Genomic DNA, 18585 nt, shown 5'->3' with positions numbered 1-18585 from the left:
AGCCGTCCCGGCCGGCGGCGCCTCCCCGATAATCGGCGGGGAAGACCGCAGCACCGAGGGAAAGGCCGCTCATGGGCACCCAGCAGGAGAAGGACGAGCTGTACGCGCTCGACATCAGCGGCGTGGAGTGGGAAGGGCCGCCGGGGACCAGCCCGGACGAGGAGCGGGTGGAGATCGCGCGGCTGCCCGACGGGGCGGTGGCGATGCGGTCCTCGCTGGACCGGGAGACGGTGCTGCGCTACACGGCCGCCGAGTGGGAGGCCTTCGTACTCGGCGCCAGGGACGGCGAGTTCGACCTGGACCGCCAGCAGCCCTGAGGCGCGGGGCGGCAGCGGACGCCGAGGGGGCGCGCCCGGTACGGGCGCGCCCCCTCGGCGTCTCGGGCCCCGGGCCACCGGGGCCCCGGCGGGCTCAGTAGGCCTCGGTGAACAGGGTCGACGCCCGCTTGTCGGTGGCCCGGTAGTCGTCCTTGCCGCGCTCGATGAGCTTGGCGACCTTCTCGAGCTCGGCGTGCATGATGTCGGCCTTGGCCTTGTACCTCTTCTGCAGGTTGACGTACTCCTGGTGCGCCTCACCGTCCCAGGTGTCCGTGACCACCTTCACGGCCTGCTCCATCTGGTCCAGGTCCTTGAGGATGTTCCCGGAGACGATCCGGATGCGGTCCGCCATCTGCTGAACGGTCTCGTACCGGACCCGGGTCCCGTCGTTCGCCGTCATGTTCTTCTCCTTCTCGCTGCGGCCGAAGTGGATGAGGTGCGTCGATCAGACGCCGTCGAGGGCCGAACGGGGCCCGGGGGCCGGCGCCGACGAGGCCTGGACGGCCTGGTTGAACGCGGCGAGCACCTCGTCGTCCTGGGCGTTGGTGAGGTTCTTGGTCTGCGCCACCGCGTGGTGCAGGACGTTGAGCAGCCGCCGGATCTCGTCGTGGCTGTCGTTGAGCGTCGTCTGGGCCTTGACGAAGCCCGAGGCGCCCACACCGGTCCAGCCGGCGCTCACGGTGGCGATGATGTCGGCCAGCTCGCGCGCCTGCTTGGAGACGGCGGTTCCCGTCTCCTGGATCTTGTTCTTCGCCTGGACGACCGGATCGTCTGCAAGTCCGAAGGTGTTCGTGCTCATCGAAGCTCCTCACTTCTCAATTCGCCGGCAGAACCGGCGGATTGCGCAGCGGGGCGGGCGTGCCTGGTGCGGATGTGAGTCACGCGCTCCGGACCGTCCCCCTCCGCTTCACGCGATCCCCCGATCACACTCGTGAAGCCTGGGGCCACTCTAGTCAGTTCACGGAGCGGCCCCAACACCGGTGGGCCGCTTCCGTGGACGAACTGTGACTGTTCACTGCAAACGGCGTCGGCGGCTGCGTGCGTCCCGGATGACCGTCGCTGTCCCCGCGATGACGGCAATCAGCACGGCAGCGATACCGAGAGCGTACGTACCGTAGCGCTCCTGCCGCTCCTGGGCCGTCTCGGTGAGCTGGAGGGGCGCGGCCTGCGGTGCCGTCGCCGGGGGCGGGCCCGGGTCCGGGACGGGCGCCTTCGGGGGCTGTTGGTCCTGGCTGAGGGCGCGCACCGGGTCGACGATTCCCCAACCCACGTAGTCGTCACGGCCTTTGACGGTGCGTTCGGCCGTGTTCTGGATCTGCCAGACGATCTGCTGGGCGGACCAGTCCTTGTGCTCGGCGCGCAGCAGGGCCGCGACCCCGGCGACGTAGGGCGCGGAGAAGCTGGTGCCGTGGTCGATGCACTGGCCGAAGCCGGGGACGGTGGAGACCATGTCCACTCCGGGAGCGGCGACTCCGATGAAGTCGCCCGGCTGGGAGAAGGCGGCCCGCTCGTTGTTGCGGTCGGAGGCGCCCACGGCGAGGACGCCGGGGAAGGCGGCCGGATAGGTCCTGCGCTTCTGGCCGTTCATGCCGTCGTTGCCCGCCGAGGCGACGACGACGATGTCGGCCGCGACGGCCTTCTGGACCGACTTGCCCAGCTCGGAGTCCGCGGACAGCTGGACGTCGGTGTCCTGCGAGATGTTGATGACCTGGGCGCCCTTGGCCACCGCGTGGTCGATCGCCTGGCTCAGGGAGAGGGCGTTGCCCTTGCCCTGCCCGTCGTTCTGCCGGATGGGGATGATCGTGGCGTCCGGGGCCAGGCCGACGAAGCCCGTGCCCGCCTGGGGGCGGGCCGCGATCAACCCGGCGACCTTGGTGCCGTGGCCGACGGTGTCGGTCGTGCCGTCACCACCCTTGGGGTCGACGAAGTCCTTGCCCGCACTGACATCGAGGGCGCCACTGAGCTGCGGGTTCGCCCGGTCCACACCGGTGTCGATGACGGCCACCCGGACGCTCGCGCCGCTCTTGTCCTTGCCCTTGGTCTGCGCCCAGAGCTCGTCGAGGAGGAGCCGCTGGAGCGCCCAGGGGCGGTCCTCGATCTGCTTCTTCATGGGGAAGGTGCACTCCCCCGCCCCATCGGGGCGCAGCTCGTACGGAGGGCGCGGCGCCGCGGTCCGGGCCGGGTCGGCCTCGGCCGCGGAGGCGGCCCCCGCCGTACCCGCCGCGCCGCCGGCGGCCAGGGCGAGGGCGAGGGCGCCTGCGAGGAGCGGGCGCCGGGGACTGCGGTTCTGGGGCATCGGCGGCTTCCTCACGAACCCTGGGGTTGACGGGCGGAGTTGGTGTCCAGCCGGGGCCCCTTGGAGAGGAACTCCGACCACGCGATGGGCACCATGGCCGGCGTGACGCCGCCGTAGCCGAGCCTGACCTGCGCCTGGCTGGCCTCGGGGCGGCCGTCCCCGCCCGTCTTGGACTGGTCGGGAGCGCCGATCCTGGACTGCTCGGAGTCGCTGTCGCCGTTGGCCTGGACGGCGTACCGCAGGCCGGTGTCGGTGACCAGGAAGAGGGAGCCGCCGGCGGTGGTCTGCTTGCCCTGCACCTGGGTGTAGAGCAGGCCCGAGCCGGGGGTGACGTAGGCGCTCGTGCCGCTGGCGGTGATGTCGATGGGGTAGCCGGTGCCGGCCCACGTGCTCAGCGTCTGGTTGCCCTGGCCGTCGACCGAGCGCAGGACGTTGCAGACGGTGTCGCGGTTGTTGGAACCGCCGGCCTGGGTTCCGGCGGGCGGCGTCGTCTGGTTGATCCGCTCGGTCTTCCTCTGCGGCCACTTGACGTCGCCGGCGAACGGGGCGGCGTCCGGATCGAGGGACTGCAGGTCCACCTCGCGGGCCTTGCCGTGCATGTTGAGGCCGTCGGTCGCCGGCGCCGAGATCAGCAGCCAGGCGACGAAGTCGGAGACCGGTGCGACCTTGCCGGGGAGGACCACGTAGTGCTGGGCGCCGGAGCCGGTCTGGGCCTTGAGCACCATGCCGACCTTGTTGTCCGCGGTCGTCAGGCCCTTGACGTCGGCGGCCGCCCCGGCCTTGCCCGGGATGGTCGGGAACGCGAGGTCGTCGCCGGAGTTGAGGGTGCCGAGCCATTCCGGGCTGACCTGCTGCGGGGTGGCTCCGGTGCCGACCAGGGCGTTGGTCATCGTTCCGGCGGCCGGAGTGCCTTCGGGGAACTTGTACTTCGTGCCGGTCGCGTCGACCAGGTACCGCTCCTTGCCCGGGCCGTTGCTCTCCACGTACAGCGACTGGGTGTCGGCCAGCCGGCGGGCGTCGTCCGTCACGGACGCCTCGCGGTCCGCGAGGACGAAGGTGGCGGTCTGCACGCCGCGGCCGTTGCCGCCGGGCTGCTGGCAGACCGCCCAGCGCTTGGCCTTGCCGGCTTCGGGCTTGGAGGGGAGCCGGTCGGGGGCGTAGGGAATGCCGATGATGGGGCCGCGCGGCGGCCTGCCCGCGTCCAGGACCTTGTCCTCGACCTGCACCACCTTGAACTTCTGCGGATCCAGCAGGAGTCGGGCGGAGGCGAGGTTCAGCACCGGGTGCAGGCGCGTCTGGTCCTTGCCGCCCACCTTCGTCGTCAGGACCACGTAGCGGGTCGTCGAGTCCTTGCCGACGATGACCCTCGTTCCGGGCTCGTCCCAGCCTTTGGGGGCGGTCGGCTTGAACATGCCCCAGGCACCGAACCCGGCGAGCACGAGAGCCCCGACGATCAAGCCCGGCAGGACCGCCCGCAGGGGGCGGGGCGCGCCCTCCTCGGTACCCGTGGCGGAGGGCTGGAGGAACGCGGCCACCGTCCGCCGCTTCGCAAAGGTGTACGCGTTGAGCTCATCACGTCGTGATGCCATGACCGTCTGCTTCTCCCCGCACGGCCCGGCCGGTGAGTACGGTCCCCGGGCCTCGATAGTCGGACCGGGCACCTACTATGCCTCTTGACGGACGGTATGCAGGGGCCGGGTAGGGTGAGGCAGCCGCTCAGGGCCTTCCACACCGGGGTAATCAGGGCTTGTTGGGGTGGATTGGGGAGATTCCGGAGCCCCGCGACGGGTGTCGCGCAGCGCCGGAACTCATGATGTCTGGCCCGTGAGAGGGGAAGTGCGCGAGTGATGGCCACGGCGACGGAGCCGCAGACCGGCGCGCCCGCACCCGCACGCGGCGGGGTGACACCGCACCCCAAGTCGAGCCCGGGCCGCTTCGGCCCGTTCCGACTGCAACAACTCGTACTGCTCCAGGTCGCGTCGGCCGGGCTGCTCGTGGCGTGGGTGGTCGAACCCCTGCTCCTGGTCCCCGTCGGCGTGCTGGCGCTCGTGCTGGTGGTGCTCGCGGTCGTGCGCCGCCACCAGCGTTCCCTGCCGGAGTGGATCGGCAGCGCGCTCGCGCTGCGCGCGCGCCGCCGCCGGGCCGCGTCCTTCGCCGTGCCCGCGGGCACGGAACCGGGGCTGGCACCGCTGGTCGAGGCCGATCCGGCCCTGCGCACCCTGACGTTCAGCGACCGCGACCGGCGTCCGGTCGGGATGATCGGCGACGGGACCTTCCTGACCGCCGTGGTCCAGGTGGACACGGACGTCACCGCGCTGCGGCCCGACCGGGCCGCGCGACCCCTGCCGCTCGGCGTCGTACGGGACATCCTCGAAGTGGACGGCATCCGGCTGGAGTCGGCGCAGTTGGTGCAGCACACCCAGCCGGCGCCCGCCCCGCACCTGCCGGCCCAGTCGATGGCCGCACGCAACTACGCCCCGCTGCAGGCCCGGACGGGCACGCCCGCGGTGCGGCTGACGTGGATCGCGCTCAAGCTCGACCCGGAGCTGTGCCCCGAGGCGGTGACCGCACGCGGCGGTGGCCTGGCGGGCGCCCAGCGGTGCGTGGTGCGGGCTGCGGACCAGTTGGCGAGCCGGCTGGCCGGGGCCGGGTTCAAGGCCACCGTCCTGACCGAGCAGGAGCTGACGGCGGCGCTGGCCACCTCCTCGTGCGCGAATCCGATGGCGATCACCCAGGCCGGACGGTCGGCCAGCACCGGGCGGCGCACCGAGGAGACCTCGCGGATCTGGCGCTGTGACGACCGCCGGCACACGACGTACTGGATAGGCCGCTGGCCCCAGCTGGGCGGCGCGGGGACGGCGGCGCTGCCGCAGTTCGTGGCGCTGCTGACCTCCCTGCCCGCGCTCGCCACGAACTTCAGCCTGACGATGGCCCCGGCGGAGCGGCAGGGCGTGACCCTGACCGGACACGTACGGGTGACAGGGCGCAGCGACGAGGAACTGATCGCGGCGCGGCGGGAGTTGGAGAGGACGGCGCGGGGCGTGAAGACCGGGCTGGTCCGGCTCGACCGCGAACAGGTGCCGGGGCTGCTGGCTTCGCTGCCGCTGGGAGGCGCGCGATGAGGGGCGGTTTCGGGCTGGTCGGCCCGCGGCGGGAGCGGCATGTGGTGCCCGCGGCGGACCTGGACGCGCTGGCGGTGCCCGTCGGGGACGACGGGGTCGTCATTGGCGTGGACGCCGAAGGGCGGTCGGCGGTGCTCGGCATCAACCGGCCGACGCCGTACGAGGTGACGCTGATCGGCGGCCTGTGGACGGCGCAGGTGCTGGCGCTGCGCGCGGCCGCGACGGGTGCGCGCGTCGCGGTGGAGACCGGGCGCGGGCAGGTGTGGTCCGGGCTGGCCCAGGCCGCGGGCGGCGGGCAGCAGTGCGTGACCCTGCACGAGGTGGGGCGGATCCCCCCGCAGGGCGCGTCCGCGGGCAGCCCGGTGCTGGTGGTCCGCGACTGCGGGATGCGGCCGCCGCGCGGCCGCGTGGTGGCCGGGCCGTGGCAGTCGGTGCTGACCCTGCTGCCGTACCTGAGCCCGGCGGCACCGCGGTTGCTCCAGCAGGCTTCGCTGGTGGGCGTGCAGCGGGTGTCCCCGGACGAGGCCGAGCAGATCGGCCGCCTGATGCGGCTGCCCCGCCAGGCCGTGGCCTCCCTGCCGACCCTGGGTGACGGGGTGACCCTGTGGTGCACCCCGCGGGACCGGCAGTTCGTGATGACGCAGGGGACCGAGGCGGAGACCGGGCTGCTGGGCCCGGCCCGCCGCATCGACTGACGCGGCGCGCGCCCCGGGCCGGCCGCCCGCCCTCTCCGTGGAGCGGTACGCGGCGGACAGGGGCGACGTGCCCCGATTAGGCTGGACGCCGGCGCGGCGTGGGTGGGCGCCGGAGCAGTGTTCGACATACCAGGAGGACCAGTGAGCGGCGATCGGAACGAGAGGCGCGGCGGGACGTGGGACGTCCCGACGGACGATCAGTCCGACGCGGAGCCCGAGATGACGGGCGAGTTCACCATCGACTACACACCGCCGGCCTGGTACACGCAGAGTGCGCCGCCGGCCGGGGCCGCGCAGGTGCCGGGGCTCCCCGAGGGGAGCGGCTTCGAGCCGCACCGCCCCTCGGACCTGGAGTCGCCCTCGACGATGCGGATCGCTCCGCCGGCGCCGCGGACCCCGTCGGACGGTACGGGTACGCCCCCGCCGTTCCCGCTCGCCGGCCCGGCCGAGACGACCCCTGCGGCGCCCGAGCCGATCGTGGCGCCGGACCTGCCCTACCCGGCTCCGGCTGCGCATGCCGCGCCCGCTCCGCTCTCGGCTCCGGATCCGGTCGAGCCCGCTCCTGCGGCGCCCGAATCCCCTGCCCCGCTGCAGGCACCGGCACCGGCACCGATCCAGGTGCCCGAGCTGCCGTTCGCGGCTGCGGCCCAGGCGGCCTCCCCGGTCGGGCCCGCTCCTGCGGCGCCCGAATCCCCTGCCCCGGTTCAGGCTCCCGAGCCGCCGTACTCCGCTCCGGCCCCGGCGCCTGCCGCGGCGGAGGCTGCTCCTGCGGCGTCCGAGGCTCCGGCGTCCTTCGCGGCGGCCTCGCCCGACCCCGCCCCGTTCGACGCCGCGCCTGCGGCTCCCGAAGCCCCGGCGCCGCCCCCGGCGTTCGCGGCCCGGGCCGAGGAGGCCGCCCCGGAGCCGGCCGACGCCGTTCCCGCGCCGTCCGCGGCTCCGGTGGCGTCGGCTCCCGTGGACGAGGCCCCGTCGTACCCCGCTCCGGCGCCCGCCGCGGAGCCGGTGCCCGCCGCTACCCCGGCCGAGGGGACGCCCGTGGCGCCCGTCGCGGAGCAGGCCGCCGGGGAGAGCCCCTTCGGAGCGCCCGCCGGTGAACTGCCGCCGCTGCCGCCCCCGTACGCGACGCAGGGCTCCTACGGCTTCCCGCCGCCGGCGCCCGCGCCGCAGCAGCCCCAGCCCCCTCAGCCGCAGCAGCCCCAGCCTCCTCAGCCGCAGCCGCAGCCGCAGTACGACCCCCGCACTGCCGGACAGTGGCCCGTCGGCCCCGGCCAGCAGCCGCCTCAACCCAATCCGCAGCCGCAGCCGCACGACCCGCGGTACGCGGCCGGACCCACCGGCGCAGGCGCGCCGCTCGGCTACACCGCCGCCGTCGAGCTGTCCTCGGACCGGCTGCTGCGCAACAAGCAGAAGCCCAAGAGCAACAACGGCGGCGGGGGCGGCGGCCTGTTCCGCTTCGGCGGCAAGGCGGCCGAAGCGGAGCGGCGCCGCAAGCTGGAGCTGATCCGGACCCCGGTCATGTCCTGCTACCGCATCGCCGTCATCAGCCTCAAGGGCGGCGTCGGCAAGACCACGACCACCACCGCGCTCGGCGCCACCCTCGCCACGGAGCGCCAGGACAAGATCCTGGCCATCGACGCGAACCCCGACGCGGGCACGCTCGGCCGCCGTGTCCGCCGCGAGACGGGCGCGACGATCCGGGACCTCGTCCAGGCGATCCCGTATCTGAATTCGTACATGGACATCCGCCGCTTCACCTCGCAGGCCCCCTCCGGTCTGGAGATCATCGCCAACGACGTGGACCCGGCCGTCTCCACGACCTTCAACGACGAGGACTACCGCCGCGTCATCGAGACGCTGGGCCGCCAGTACCCGATCATCCTCACCGACTCCGGCACCGGCCTGCTGTACTCCGCCATGCGCGGCGTCCTGGACCTGGCCGATCAGCTGATCATCATCTCGACCCCGTCCGTGGACGGCGCCAGCAGCGCCAGCACCACCCTCGACTGGCTCTCCGCCCACGGGTACGCGGACCTCGTCTCCCGCTCCATCACCGTCATCTCCGGAGTCCGCGAGACGGCCAAGATGATCAAGATCGAGGACATCGTGCAGCACTTCGAGACCCGCTGCCGCGGCGTCGTCGTGGTGCCCTTCGACGAGCACCTCGCGGCCGGCGCCGAGGTGGACCTCGACATGATGCGGCCCAAGACCCGCGAGGCGTACTTCAACCTCTCCGCCCTCGTGGCCGAGGACTTCCTCCGCGCCCAGCAGCAGGCCCCCCAGAACCACTGGGGAGCGCCGCAGCAGCCCCACCAGCCCCACCCCCAGCAGCCGCAGCACCACCCCCAGCCCCAGCCCCAGCCCCAGCCCCAGCCGTACGGTCAGCCCCAGGGCCAGCCCCCGTACCAGCAGCCGCCGCAGCAGCCGGGTCCCTACGGCCAGCCCTATCCGCAGCAGCCGCAGCCGGGCCCGCCCTGGCAGCAGCCGCCGGCCGCCCCGCCCCAGCAGCCGCAGCAGCCGCCGCGCGACCCGCGCCTCGGCTGACGGCCGCACCGACCGCACCGACCGCAACAGGAAGGGCCCGTACCGCCCCGGATTCCGGGGCGGTACGGGCCCTCGCCCGTTCCCGCGTCAGCGCTTCGTGTCGTACGTGTCGGTCAGCACCCGCGCCCGCTTCACGTCGTCGGCGATCGCCTCCAGCAGCCCGTCCAGCGACTCGAACCTGGCCATCCCCCGCACGTACGCGAGGAAGTCGACGGCCACGTGCTTCCCGTACAGGTCCAGCCCGACCCGGTCGATCGCGTACGCCTCCACCGTCCGCTCGGTCGCGTCGAACTGCACGTTCGTCCCGACCGAGATCGCCGCGGGCATCCGCTCGCCGTCCGCCGTCAGCCATCCCGCGTAGACGCCGTCCGCCGGGATCGCGGTGTGCGGCTGCGTCTCCACGTTCGCGGTCGGGTAGCCGAGTTCACGCCCGCGCTGCGCTCCGCGCACCACCACGCCCTCGACCCGGTGCGGGCGCCCCAGGACCTCCGCCGCACCGTCCATGTCGCCCTCGGCGACGAGCCGGCGCGCCAGCGTCGAGGAGAACGGCACGCCGCCGCCGGCCTCGCCGCGCTCCACGAGGTCCACGACCTCGACCCGGTAGTCGTAGGTGGATCCCAGCTCGCGCAGGAAGTCGACGTTCCCGGCGGCCCGGTGGCCGAATCGGAAGTTGGGGCCTTCGATGACGGCCAGGGCGTGCAGCTTGTCGACGAGCACCTTCACGATGAAGTCGGCCGGGGACAGCTGCGAGAACTCCGCGGTGAACGGCAGGATCAGCAGCGCGTCCACACCCAGTCCGGCCATCAGCTCGGCGCGCCGGTCGTAGGGGGCCAGGATCGGCGGGTGGCTGCCGGGGCGGACGACCTCGCTCGGGTGGGGGTCGAAAGTGACGACGACGGAGGGGACGCCGAGCTCGCGCGCCGTGGCCACGGCCCGTCCGATGATCAGCTGGTGTCCCCGGTGCACGCCGTCGTAGGAGCCGATGGTGACGACGCTGCGTCCCCAGTCCTGGGGGATGTCCTCCAAGCCACGCCACCGCTGCACTGTGACCGCTCCTCGCCCGAACCCGGTTGGTCCTTGAACTGATTGCCGATTGCAGGTCTAAGACTGCCATGCCGCGGGCCGGTGGCCCGCATCGGCATCCGGGCGGGAGGGGCCCGGCGGGCCGCGGGCGGGCATCCTCATCTCACATCCGCGGCGGCCCTGCCGAGGGTCTCCACCGTCCGCCGGGCGCCGGGCCCCAGGAGGGCCGCGGCCTCCGTGGCCGCCTGCGCCAGCCGGCGGGCCACGAGCGCTGCGAAGGCCGGCTGGGCGTGCGCCAGCTCCACCGTGCGCCGCTCGAAGACCGCGGGCCCGCCGGGTGCCCGCAGCAGCTGCCGCCCGGTACGGCGCAGCAGCTCCCGGGTACGGTCCTCCGGGCGCGCCGCAGCACCCGCCGCGACAGCCCCGAGGAACGCGTCCAGCACCTGCGGGTCCCTTTCCTCGCGCAGCAGTACGCCGGCCAGCTCGGCGCGCAGCGCGTACGAGGGCTCCCCACCCGGCGCGCCCAGTACGGCGGCGAGCTCGGCCCGCACCCCGGCGGGCGCGGTCCGCAGCAGGTCCAGCACGACCGGGCGCAGCGCGGGGCCGGCGGCCGGCCCCTGCTCCAGCCGCCGGTCCACGAACGCCGCGGCGTGCGGCGCGTCCCCGGGGCTGCGCGCGAGGTGCTCCCGTACGAGCCCGGCCGCGCGTCGGGCCAGCCCCGGCGTGTTCAGCGCGGCCAGGGAGCGCAGCACCCCCCGTCGGCGCGATCCCGCAGGGCGGCGAACACCGAGTCCTGCTCCGGCAGTACGGGCAGGGCCGCGACCAGCGCGTCGGCGGGGAGCCGGGAGCCGGGCTCGGCGTCGCGGAAGGACGCGAGGGCGTCGGGCAGGTAGCCGGCGCGGACCTGCGGGTCGCGCAGCAGCACGGCCCGGGCGCTGCCGTGCAGGGTGACGTCGGCGGGGCGGGCCAGCAGCGCCCGGGCTGCGTCGCGCAGCAGCTCCCGGTCGGCGGGAGTGCGCACATGCGGGGCGGTGGCGGCGCCGTAGGCGGCGGCAGCGACCCTGCGCGGGGGGCGTGCGTCGCGTGCCCAGCGGTCCACGGCCCGGCAGCGGACGGAGGGCTCCTCTTCCGCGAGTACGGCGAGCAACTCGTCGGCGCGGGGATGCGCGGCGGCAACGAGCGCCTCGGTGAGCTCGTCCGGCGCGAGGCGGCGGTGGGTGTGCAGCAGGGCCTGCGCGGCCGTGGCGACGGTGGCCCCCGGGCGGCCGCGCAGCCGGCGGTCGTCGGCGAACCAGGCGCAGAGCAGCGGCTGGACCCGCCGGGGGTCCCGGGCCAGTCGGCGGGCCACGGCGTCGAGGTAGCGGTCACCGGGGACCGCCTCGGCGGGGTCGGCGGGCAGGAGCCGGCGCAGCAGGCCGAGGCGGTCGGGCTCGGCCAGCCGGAGCCGGTTCCGGAACCGGCCGCCGAACCCACCCGGGCCGGCTCGGGCCACGTGTTCGGCGAGGGCGTGCAGGACGGGGAGGTGCGGGTGCGCATCGGGGAGGCTCGGCAGGGTCTCGCCCAGCAGCCGGGCGGCCCACCAGGCGCGGTCGGCGTCACCGTCGCCGGCGGGGGCGGGGGCGGGGGCTTCGGCGAAGCCGTTGAGCGCGTCGACCAGCCGGGCCAGTTCCTCGCGGAGCCGGTCCGGGGGAGTCGGCGCAGGGCTTCCAGGACGGGCCCGATCCGGTGCCGGGGCACGGGCAGCCCGGGCCGGGCGGGGCCGTGCACGAGGACGCCGAGCGCCGTCGGGACGTCGAGGTGGCCTGCCTGGATCCAGTCGGACAGCTCCTCGTGGGCGAAGCGGTAGCCGGACCCGGCGGGCACCAGCAGCCCCTCGGCGAGGACGGCGGAGGCCCAGCCGGTGCGCCACGGGAACGGTTCCTCGAAGGAGGCTCGGTCCAGCTGTCCCCGCCTCGGTCCCAGGCAGCGCCTGGCGGCCTCGTGCACGCGGCCGGCGACGCGGGCGGCGAGCCGCCTGACACCGGGCCCGTGCACGCGGGCGCGCCCGGCGTCGGTGCAGGCGGCGGCGAATGCGGACCGCGCTGCGCAGGCACAGCAGGTCGAGATGGGCGGCGAAGACCTCGTCCCGGCCGGGGCGGCCGGCGGTGACCCCCGCGGCGCGGATCCCGGCAAGCAGGTGCAGGGTGAGCGGGTGCCGGGCGTCGGCCTCGCGAACGGCGTCGGCGGGGATGCCGAGGCGGGCCCGGAGGGCGGCGAGGGGGCCCTCCGGGTCGGAGTCGGCCGCCGCCCGCAAGGCCACCGCGAAGCCGCCGGAGCGGTGCTCCGCGCGCAGAGCGGTGCCCAGTACCGCGAGCACCGCCCCGGTGGCGGCGTCGAGAACCGGCGCCCCGCAGGCCTCCCCGCCCTGCGCGAGCGCGTCGCGGCCGTCCGTGCCGATCGCCAGTTCCACCGCGGTCCCCGCGGGCAGCGCGTACAGCCCGCCGCCCGCCCGGTACGCGACCTGAGCGCCCGCGCCTGCCGCCAACCCCGCGCGGGCAGCCGTACGTAGGTCCCCGGATCGATCACTTCGCGCTGGGCCATCGGCAGCGGCCGCACCCCGAGTCCGTCCGTGCGGACGAGGGCCAGCGCCAGGCCGGGCAGCACGGTCACGTCGGCCGCCTCGGCCGGCCAGGTCCGCCCGGGGGCGTGCAGCACCAACCGGGTCAGGCCGTCGACGGCCTCGTGAGCGGTGACGACCGTCCCGCGGTCGTCCGCGACGAACCCGCTGCCGCGCTCCCGCCCGGCCGGATCGCAGATTTTGACGAGTTCCGCCATGGCCGCACCACTCCCCGCAACGCCCCGTGTTCACGACGGTGGGCAGGTGAAGATCAGCACGAAAAGCACACGTGGCGAACGCGCCCCCTTACGCTCCCTCCATTCACTCCGAGCGCCTGCTCGGACGGGTGAATAGCGGCGTCCGGATGGATAGAGACCTACCCGAGGGGGGTCGTGGAGCGGTGAGCGGCACGGCATGTGCGCTCACCGCTCCACGTCGACGATCAGACGAAGACCGCGAGGGACTTGGCCTTTCCGTTCTTGCTTTCGACGAGCCCGAGGAGCTGGCCCTGCGGCCCGAAGACCGCGACGGTGCGGCCGTCCCCGTACTCCTGCGGCATGTCGATCCGCACGCCGTTGGCGAGCAGCGAAGCCCGCCGGGCGTCCAGGTCCCAGCGCGGGAAGGCCGCGGCGGCGGCCTCACCGATCGGCATGACGGTCAGCTCCTCCTGGAGCTGGTCCAGGGTGCGCGCGCGGTCCAGCTTGTACGGGCCCACCCGTGTGCGGCGCAGCGCGGTCAGGTGTCCGCCGACGCCGAGGTCGGCGCCCAGATCCCGGGCGAGTGCGCGGATGTAGGTGCCGCTGGAGCAGACGACGGAGACGACGAGGTCGACGACCTTGGTGCCGTCCTCGGCCTCCGCCTCCCGCATGTCGTACACCTGGAAGGACGAGACGGTCACCGGCCGTGCCGGGATGTCGAAGTCCTCGCCGTCGCGGGCGCGCTTGTAGGAGCGCACGCCCTTGATCTTGATGGCGCTGACCTTGGACGGGACCTGCATGATGTCGCCCGACAGCTTGGCGACGCCCGCGTCCACGGCGTCCCGGGTGACCCCGGTGGCGTCCGTGGAGGAGGTGATCTCGCCCTCGGCGTCGTCCGTCAGGGTGTTCTGGCCCAGGCGGATCGTGCCGAGGTACTCCTTCTCCGTGAGCGCGAGGTGGCCGAGGAGCTTGGTGGCCTTCTCCACGCCGAGGACCAGCACGCCCGTCGCCATCGGGTCGAGCGTGCCGGCGTGGCCGACGCGGCGGGTCCTGGCGATCCCGCGCATCTTGGCGACCACGTCGTGCGAAGTGAAGCCGGACGGCTTGTCGACGATGACAAGGCCGTCCGGAGTCTTCCCTGCATTGGTGCTCATTGCGCGGCTGCGTCCTCGTCGTCGTCCTCGCCGGGCTTCTTGTACGGGTCGGCGTCGCCGGCGTACTGGGCGCCGGAGGACACTTCGCGCACCTGGGCGTCGGAGGTCCGCGCCTTCTCCAGGAGGTCCTCGATGGTCTTGGCGTTCTCCGGGAGGGCGTCCGCGACGAAGGTCAGGGTGGGCGTGAACTTGGTCCCCGCCGCCCGGCCCACCGCGGAGCGCAGGACGCCCTTGGCGCTCTCCAGACCCGCCGCCGCACTGGCGCGGTCCTCGTCGTCGCCGTAGACCGTGTAGAAGACCGTGGCCTCCCGCAGGTCGCCGGTGACGCGGGTGTCCGTGATGGTCACGTGCGTACCGAGGCGGGGGTCCTTGACACCGCGCTGCAGCTTCTCCGCCACCACCTCCCGGATGAGGTCCGCCAGCTTCTTCGCCCGCGCATTGTCGGCCACTGGTCCGTCTCCTTCTTTTCTTGCAGACAAGCAATCAGTCTTCATCACCGTGGAAGCGCCGTCGTACCGACAGCAGCTCCACTTCCGGACGTGCCGCGACCAGCCGCTCGCAGCGGTCCAGTACGTCCGAGAGGAACCCCGCGTCCCCACTCACCAGCGCGACCCCTATGCGGGCCCTGCGGTGCAGATCCTGGTCGCCCACCTCGGCCGCGCTCACGGAAAACTTTCGCTGGAGCTCGGCGACGATGGGCCGGACGACGGAGCGTTTCTCCTTCAGCGAGTGGACGTCGCCGAGGAGCAGGTCGAAGGACAGAGTCCCCACGTACATGCAGTTCCGGATATCCCGCCGGTGCGGGTTCGGTGGCCTGCCGGGCCGTCGCCCGGCAGGATCACCCGGCGCTCGCGCGGCCGGGTCACCAGAACCGTACACGCAACGGCCGGGGCCGATCGACGGATATTCCGCCGACCGGCCCCGGTGTGACGAGTTACGACACGGTGCGAACCGCCTCGCGCTTACGCGCGGGGCTTCTCGCGCATCTCGTACGTCGCGATGACGTCGTCGATCTTGATGTCGTTGAAGGAGCCGAGGTTGATACCGCCCTCGAAGCCTTCGCGGATCTCGGTGACGTCGTCCTTGAAGCGGCGCAGACCGGAGATGGTGAGGTTCTCCGCGATGACCTTGCCATCGCGCAGCAGGCGCGCCTTGGTGTTGCGCTTGACCTCGCCGGACCGGATGAGGACACCGGCGATGTTGCCCAGCTTGGACGAGCGGAAGATCTCGCGGACCTCCGCCGTACCGAGCTCGACCTCTTCGTACTCCGGCTTGAGGAGACCCTTCAGGGCCGCCTCGATCTCCTCGATGGCCTGGTAGATCACCGAGTAGTAGCGGACGTCGACGCCCTCGCGGTCCGCCATCTGCGCGGCGCGGCCGGCAGCACGGACGTTGTAGCCGATGACGATGGCGTCGGAGCCCATCGCCAGGGCGATGTCGGACTCGGTGACCGCACCCACACCGCGGTGCAGGACCCGGATGTCGACCTCTTCACCGACGTCGAGCTGGAGCAGCGAGGACTCGAGAGCCTCGACCGCACCGGACGCGTCGCCCTTGATGATGAGGTTGAGTTCCTGGACCAGACCGGCCTTGAGCACGGAGTCGAGGTCCTCGAGGGACACGCGACGGACGCGCTTGGCGAAGTTGGCGTTGCGCTCGCGCGCAGCACGCTTCTCGGCGATCTGGCGGGCCGTGCGGTCCTCGTCGACGACGAGGAAGTTGTCGCCGGCGCCGGGGACGTTGGTGAGACCCAGGACCAGGACGGGGGTCGACGGACCCGCTTCCTCGACGTTGTTGCCCTTGTCGTCGAGCATGGCGCGCACTCGGCCGTAGGCGTCGCCCACGACCATCGTGTCGCCGACGCGGAGGGTACCGCGCTGGACGAGGACGGTGGCGACGGCGCCGCGGCCGCGGTCGAGGTGGGACTCGATCGCAATACCCTGAGCGTCCTGCTCCGGGTTGGCGCGCAGGTCGAGCGAGGCGTCGGCGGTGAGGACGACGGCCTCGAGCAGGGAGTCGATGTGCAGACCCTGCTTGGCGGAGATGTCGACGAACATCGTGTCGCCGCCGTACTCCTCGGCGACCAGACCGAACTCGGTGAGCTGACCGCGCACCTTGGTCGGGTCGGCACCCTCGACGTCGATCTTGTTGACCGCGACGACGATCGGGACGCCGGCGGCCTTGGCGTGGTTGAGCGCCTCGATCGTCTGCGGCATGACGCCGTCGTTGGCCGCCACCACGAGGATCGCGATGTCGGTCGACTTGGCACCACGGGCACGCATGGCGGTGAACGCCTCGTGACCGGGGGTGTCGATGAAGGTGATGCGACGCTCTTCGTCGTTGACCTCGGTGGAGACCTGGTACGCACCGATGTGCTGCGTGATGCCGCCGGCCTCGCCCGCGACGACGTTCGTCTTGCGGATGGCGTCGAGCAGTCGGGTCTTACCGTGGTCGACGTGACCCATGACGGTCACGACCGGCGGACGCGGCAGGAGGTACTCCTCGCCGCCCTCGTCCTCGCCGAACTCGATGTCGAAGGTCTCGAGGAGCTCGCGGTCCTCCTCCTCCGGGCTGACGATCTGAACCTGGTAGTTCATCTCGCCCGCGAGGAGCTGGAGGGTCTCGTCGGAGACGGACTGCGTGGCAGTGACCATCTCGCCGAGGTTCATCATGACCGCGACCAGCGACGCCGGGTTGGCGTTGATCTTCTCCGCGAAGTCGGTGAGGGACGCACCGCGCGACAGGCGAACGGTCTCGCCGTTGCCGCGGGGCAGCATCACGCCGCCGACGGACGGGGCCTGCATGGCCTCGTACTCCTGGCGCCTCTGACGCTTCGACTTGCGGCCGCGACGGGCCGGACCGCCGGGGCGGCCGAAGGCACCCTGCGTACCACCACGGGCACCGGGACCGCCGGGACGACCGCCGAAGCCGGGACGACCGCCGCCACCGGCGCCGGCCGGGCCGCCGCCGAAGCCGCCGCCACCCGGACGGGGACCGCCGAAGCCGCCGCCGCCCGCGGGACGCGAGCCGGGACCGGCCGGACGGCCGGCGAAGCCGCCGCCGCCGGGACGACCGGCGCCACCGGGACGGGGACCGCCCGCACCGGGACCACGGCCACCGGGGCCGCCGCCGGGACGGGGACCGGGACCGCCGGCAGCGGGACGCTGCGGCATCATGCCCGGGTTGGGACGGTTACCGCCGGGAGCACCGCCCGGACGCGGAGCGCCGCCCTGCGGACGGGGCATGCCGCCCGGGGTCGGACGGGCGCCGCCGGGACCCTGCGGACGCGGAGCGCCGCCGGGACCGCCCTGCGGGCGGGGAGCACCCTGGCCGCCGGCGCCGGGGGCACCGGGACGCGGGGCGCCGGCCGGACGGGGCGCCTGCGGGCGCGCCATGCCGGTGGAGCCACCAGAGGTGAACGGGTTGTTGCCCGGACGGGGACCGGCCGGACGGGAGCCCTGCGGACGCGGTGCCTGGGCACCGGGGGTGCCGGCGGGGCGCGCCGGGGCACCGGGGGTGGCACCGGCCGGACGCGGGGCGCCGGGACGGGCACCGCCCTGACCCGGGCCGGCCGGACGCTGCTGCGCCGGACGGGGGCCGGGGGCCGCGGCGGGACGCGCCGGGGCGGCGGGGGCCGCCGGAGGCGCGGAGAACTCGGTCGCCACGGGCGCCGCCGGAGCGGGCTTCGGGGCGGCCGGAGCCTTCGGGCCGGGACGCGGGCCGGGGGCGGCGGGCGTCACGGGGGCTGCGGCCGGGGCCTCGGCTGCGGCCGGCTTGGGGGCCGGTGCGCCGGGCTTCGGGGCAGCAGGACGTGCCGCAGCGGCCGGGGACGGCGCTGCGGGCTTGGCGGGCGCGGCCTTGCGGGGCGCGCCGGGCTTTGCAGCGGACTTGCCGGCGTTGCCGCCGGGCCCCTGCAGTGCGTCAGTCAACTTGCGTACAACCGGCGCCTCGATCGTCGAGGACGCCGAACGGACGAATTCACCGAGTTCTTGGAGCTTGGCCATGACGACCTTGCTCTCGACCCCGAACTCCTTGGCGAGTTCGTATACCCGGACCTTAGCCACTTCGCTCCTTTTAGGTCCGGGTTACGCCGGACCGTCGCTACTTCATGGGCGTACTCATCGCGTACTCATCGAGTGCTCATCGCAATCTCGACCTACTTCCAACTCGCGAGGTACCTGACCGCACGGGGTATCCGTGCCGTACTACTTCATTACGCCGTGGTCCCGGCTTTCCCGGCCACGGCATTGCGCAGGTTCGCCGTGTCGAGCGCTCCGGCGGACCGTAGGGCCCGGGGGAACGCCCGGCGGCGAACCGCCTGGTCGAGGCAGACCACGGCGGGGTGCACGTACGCACCCCGGCCGGGCAGCGTACCGCGAGGATCGGGGACGCATTCGTCCTCGATCGCCACGATCCGCAGCAGATCGCTCTTGGCCGCTCGCTCCCGACACCCCACACAGGTGCGTTCGGGGCATGCGCGGGCTTGCGTCCGGCCAGACACGCCTAAGTCTACCTCCCCGCACCGACCTCTCCCCCGACAAGTGCGGTGGGAAAGATCGAACGGCTGTCGTGTTGTCTTGATCCGCTGCCTGGGCAGCGGCCGTGTGGACCCTGTCTACCGTCGGGACAGCCCCGGCGGGTACC

Annotated in this window: 15 protein-coding genes and 1 pseudogene; 4 read left to right on the top strand and 12 right to left on the bottom strand. The window is 73.6% G+C overall.

Annotated elements, in window-relative coordinates; genetic code table 11:
• Nucleotides 1-71 precede the first annotated feature (71 nt).
• Nucleotides 72-317, top strand: a complete 246-nt coding sequence (locus tag ACZ6JS_RS03660) for a DUF397 domain-containing protein (RefSeq protein WP_136234495.1) — start codon at nt 72-74, stop codon at nt 315-317.
• Between the two features lie 94 nt (nt 318-411).
• Here ACZ6JS_RS03660 and ACZ6JS_RS03655 read toward each other — a convergent pair whose 3' ends face one another.
• From ACZ6JS_RS03655 to eccB, 4 genes are all read right to left on the bottom strand, one after another.
• Nucleotides 412-717 carry a WXG100 family type VII secretion target gene (locus tag ACZ6JS_RS03655; RefSeq protein ID WP_469295490.1) on the bottom strand — a complete coding sequence of 102 codons (306 nt, stop codon included), beginning with the start codon at nt 715-717 and terminating at the stop codon, nt 412-414.
• Nucleotides 718-762: 45 nt separating this feature from the next.
• A complete protein-coding gene (locus tag ACZ6JS_RS03650; RefSeq protein WP_469295488.1) occupies nt 763-1116 on the bottom strand; it encodes a WXG100 family type VII secretion target in 354 nt (117 codons plus the stop codon).
• 213 nt (nt 1117-1329) lie between these two features.
• Nucleotides 1330-2613: a type VII secretion-associated serine protease mycosin gene (mycP, locus tag ACZ6JS_RS03645; protein ID WP_469295486.1), complete on the bottom strand. Its 1284-nt coding sequence runs from the start codon at nt 2611-2613 to the stop codon at nt 1330-1332.
• A gap of 11 nt (nt 2614-2624) precedes the next feature.
• Nucleotides 2625-4202, bottom strand: a complete 1578-nt coding sequence (gene eccB / locus ACZ6JS_RS03640) for a type VII secretion protein EccB (protein WP_469295485.1) — start codon at nt 4200-4202, stop codon at nt 2625-2627.
• Nucleotides 4203-4460: 258 nt separating this feature from the next.
• On the opposite strand from eccB, the gene eccE reads away from it, so the two are divergent.
• The 3 genes from eccE to ACZ6JS_RS03625 all read left to right on the top strand — a co-directional run bounded on the left by eccE (nt 4461) and on the right by ACZ6JS_RS03625 (nt 8971).
• Entirely contained in the window at nt 4461-5735 is a 1275-nt protein-coding gene (gene eccE / locus ACZ6JS_RS03635) for a type VII secretion protein EccE (protein WP_469295484.1), read from the top strand.
• The gene (locus ACZ6JS_RS03630; protein ID WP_469295483.1) at nt 5732-6430 is read left to right on the top strand and encodes a hypothetical protein; all 699 of its coding nucleotides are present in this window, start codon (nt 5732-5734) and stop codon (nt 6428-6430) included. The genes eccE and ACZ6JS_RS03630 overlap by 4 nt, the downstream gene beginning before the upstream one ends.
• 141 nt (nt 6431-6571) lie before the next feature.
• Nucleotides 6572-8971, top strand: a complete 2400-nt coding sequence (locus ACZ6JS_RS03625; RefSeq protein WP_469295481.1) for an SCO5717 family growth-regulating ATPase — start codon at nt 6572-6574, stop codon at nt 8969-8971.
• Between the two features lie 87 nt (nt 8972-9058).
• Here the strand turns inward: ACZ6JS_RS03625 and ACZ6JS_RS03620 are convergent, their stop codons facing one another.
• From ACZ6JS_RS03620 to ACZ6JS_RS03585, 8 genes and pseudogenes are all read right to left on the bottom strand, one after another.
• Nucleotides 9059-10015, bottom strand: a complete 957-nt coding sequence (locus tag ACZ6JS_RS03620; protein WP_469295480.1) for a bifunctional riboflavin kinase/FAD synthetase — start codon at nt 10013-10015, stop codon at nt 9059-9061.
• Between the two features lie 137 nt (nt 10016-10152).
• A complete protein-coding gene (locus ACZ6JS_RS03615; RefSeq protein ID WP_469295479.1) occupies nt 10153-10746 on the bottom strand; it encodes a hypothetical protein in 594 nt (197 codons plus the stop codon).
• A gap of 572 nt (nt 10747-11318) precedes the next feature.
• A pseudogene (locus ACZ6JS_RS03610) lies at nt 11319-12808 on the bottom strand (trypsin-like peptidase domain-containing protein); the annotation flags it as partial.
• A gap of 224 nt (nt 12809-13032) precedes the next feature.
• Entirely contained in the window at nt 13033-13941 is a 909-nt protein-coding gene (gene truB, locus ACZ6JS_RS03605) for a tRNA pseudouridine(55) synthase TruB (protein WP_469295478.1), read from the bottom strand.
• On the bottom strand, nt 13938-14390 hold the full coding sequence (rbfA, locus tag ACZ6JS_RS03600) for a 30S ribosome-binding factor RbfA (protein WP_469295477.1): 453 nt from the start codon (nt 14388-14390) through the stop codon (nt 13938-13940). The genes truB and rbfA overlap by 4 nt, the downstream gene beginning before the upstream one ends.
• 34 nt (nt 14391-14424) lie before the next feature.
• Complete coding sequence (locus ACZ6JS_RS03595) at nt 14425-14718, bottom strand: DUF503 domain-containing protein (RefSeq protein WP_030030358.1); 294 nt, start codon at nt 14716-14718, stop codon at nt 14425-14427.
• A gap of 185 nt (nt 14719-14903) precedes the next feature.
• Nucleotides 14904-18005 (bottom strand): translation initiation factor IF-2, encoded by a 3102-nt coding sequence (gene infB / locus ACZ6JS_RS03590; RefSeq protein WP_469295476.1) that lies wholly within the window; start codon nt 18003-18005, stop codon nt 14904-14906.
• Nucleotides 18006-18154: 149 nt separating this feature from the next.
• Nucleotides 18155-18442 carry a YlxR family protein gene (locus ACZ6JS_RS03585; protein ID WP_030844383.1) on the bottom strand — a complete coding sequence of 96 codons (288 nt, stop codon included), beginning with the start codon at nt 18440-18442 and terminating at the stop codon, nt 18155-18157.
• Nucleotides 18443-18585: the final 143 nt, after the last annotated feature.

This window comes from Streptomyces sp. NPDC046349, from assembly GCF_055587885.1.
This window is presented reverse-complemented; position numbering and strand designations above follow the sequence as displayed.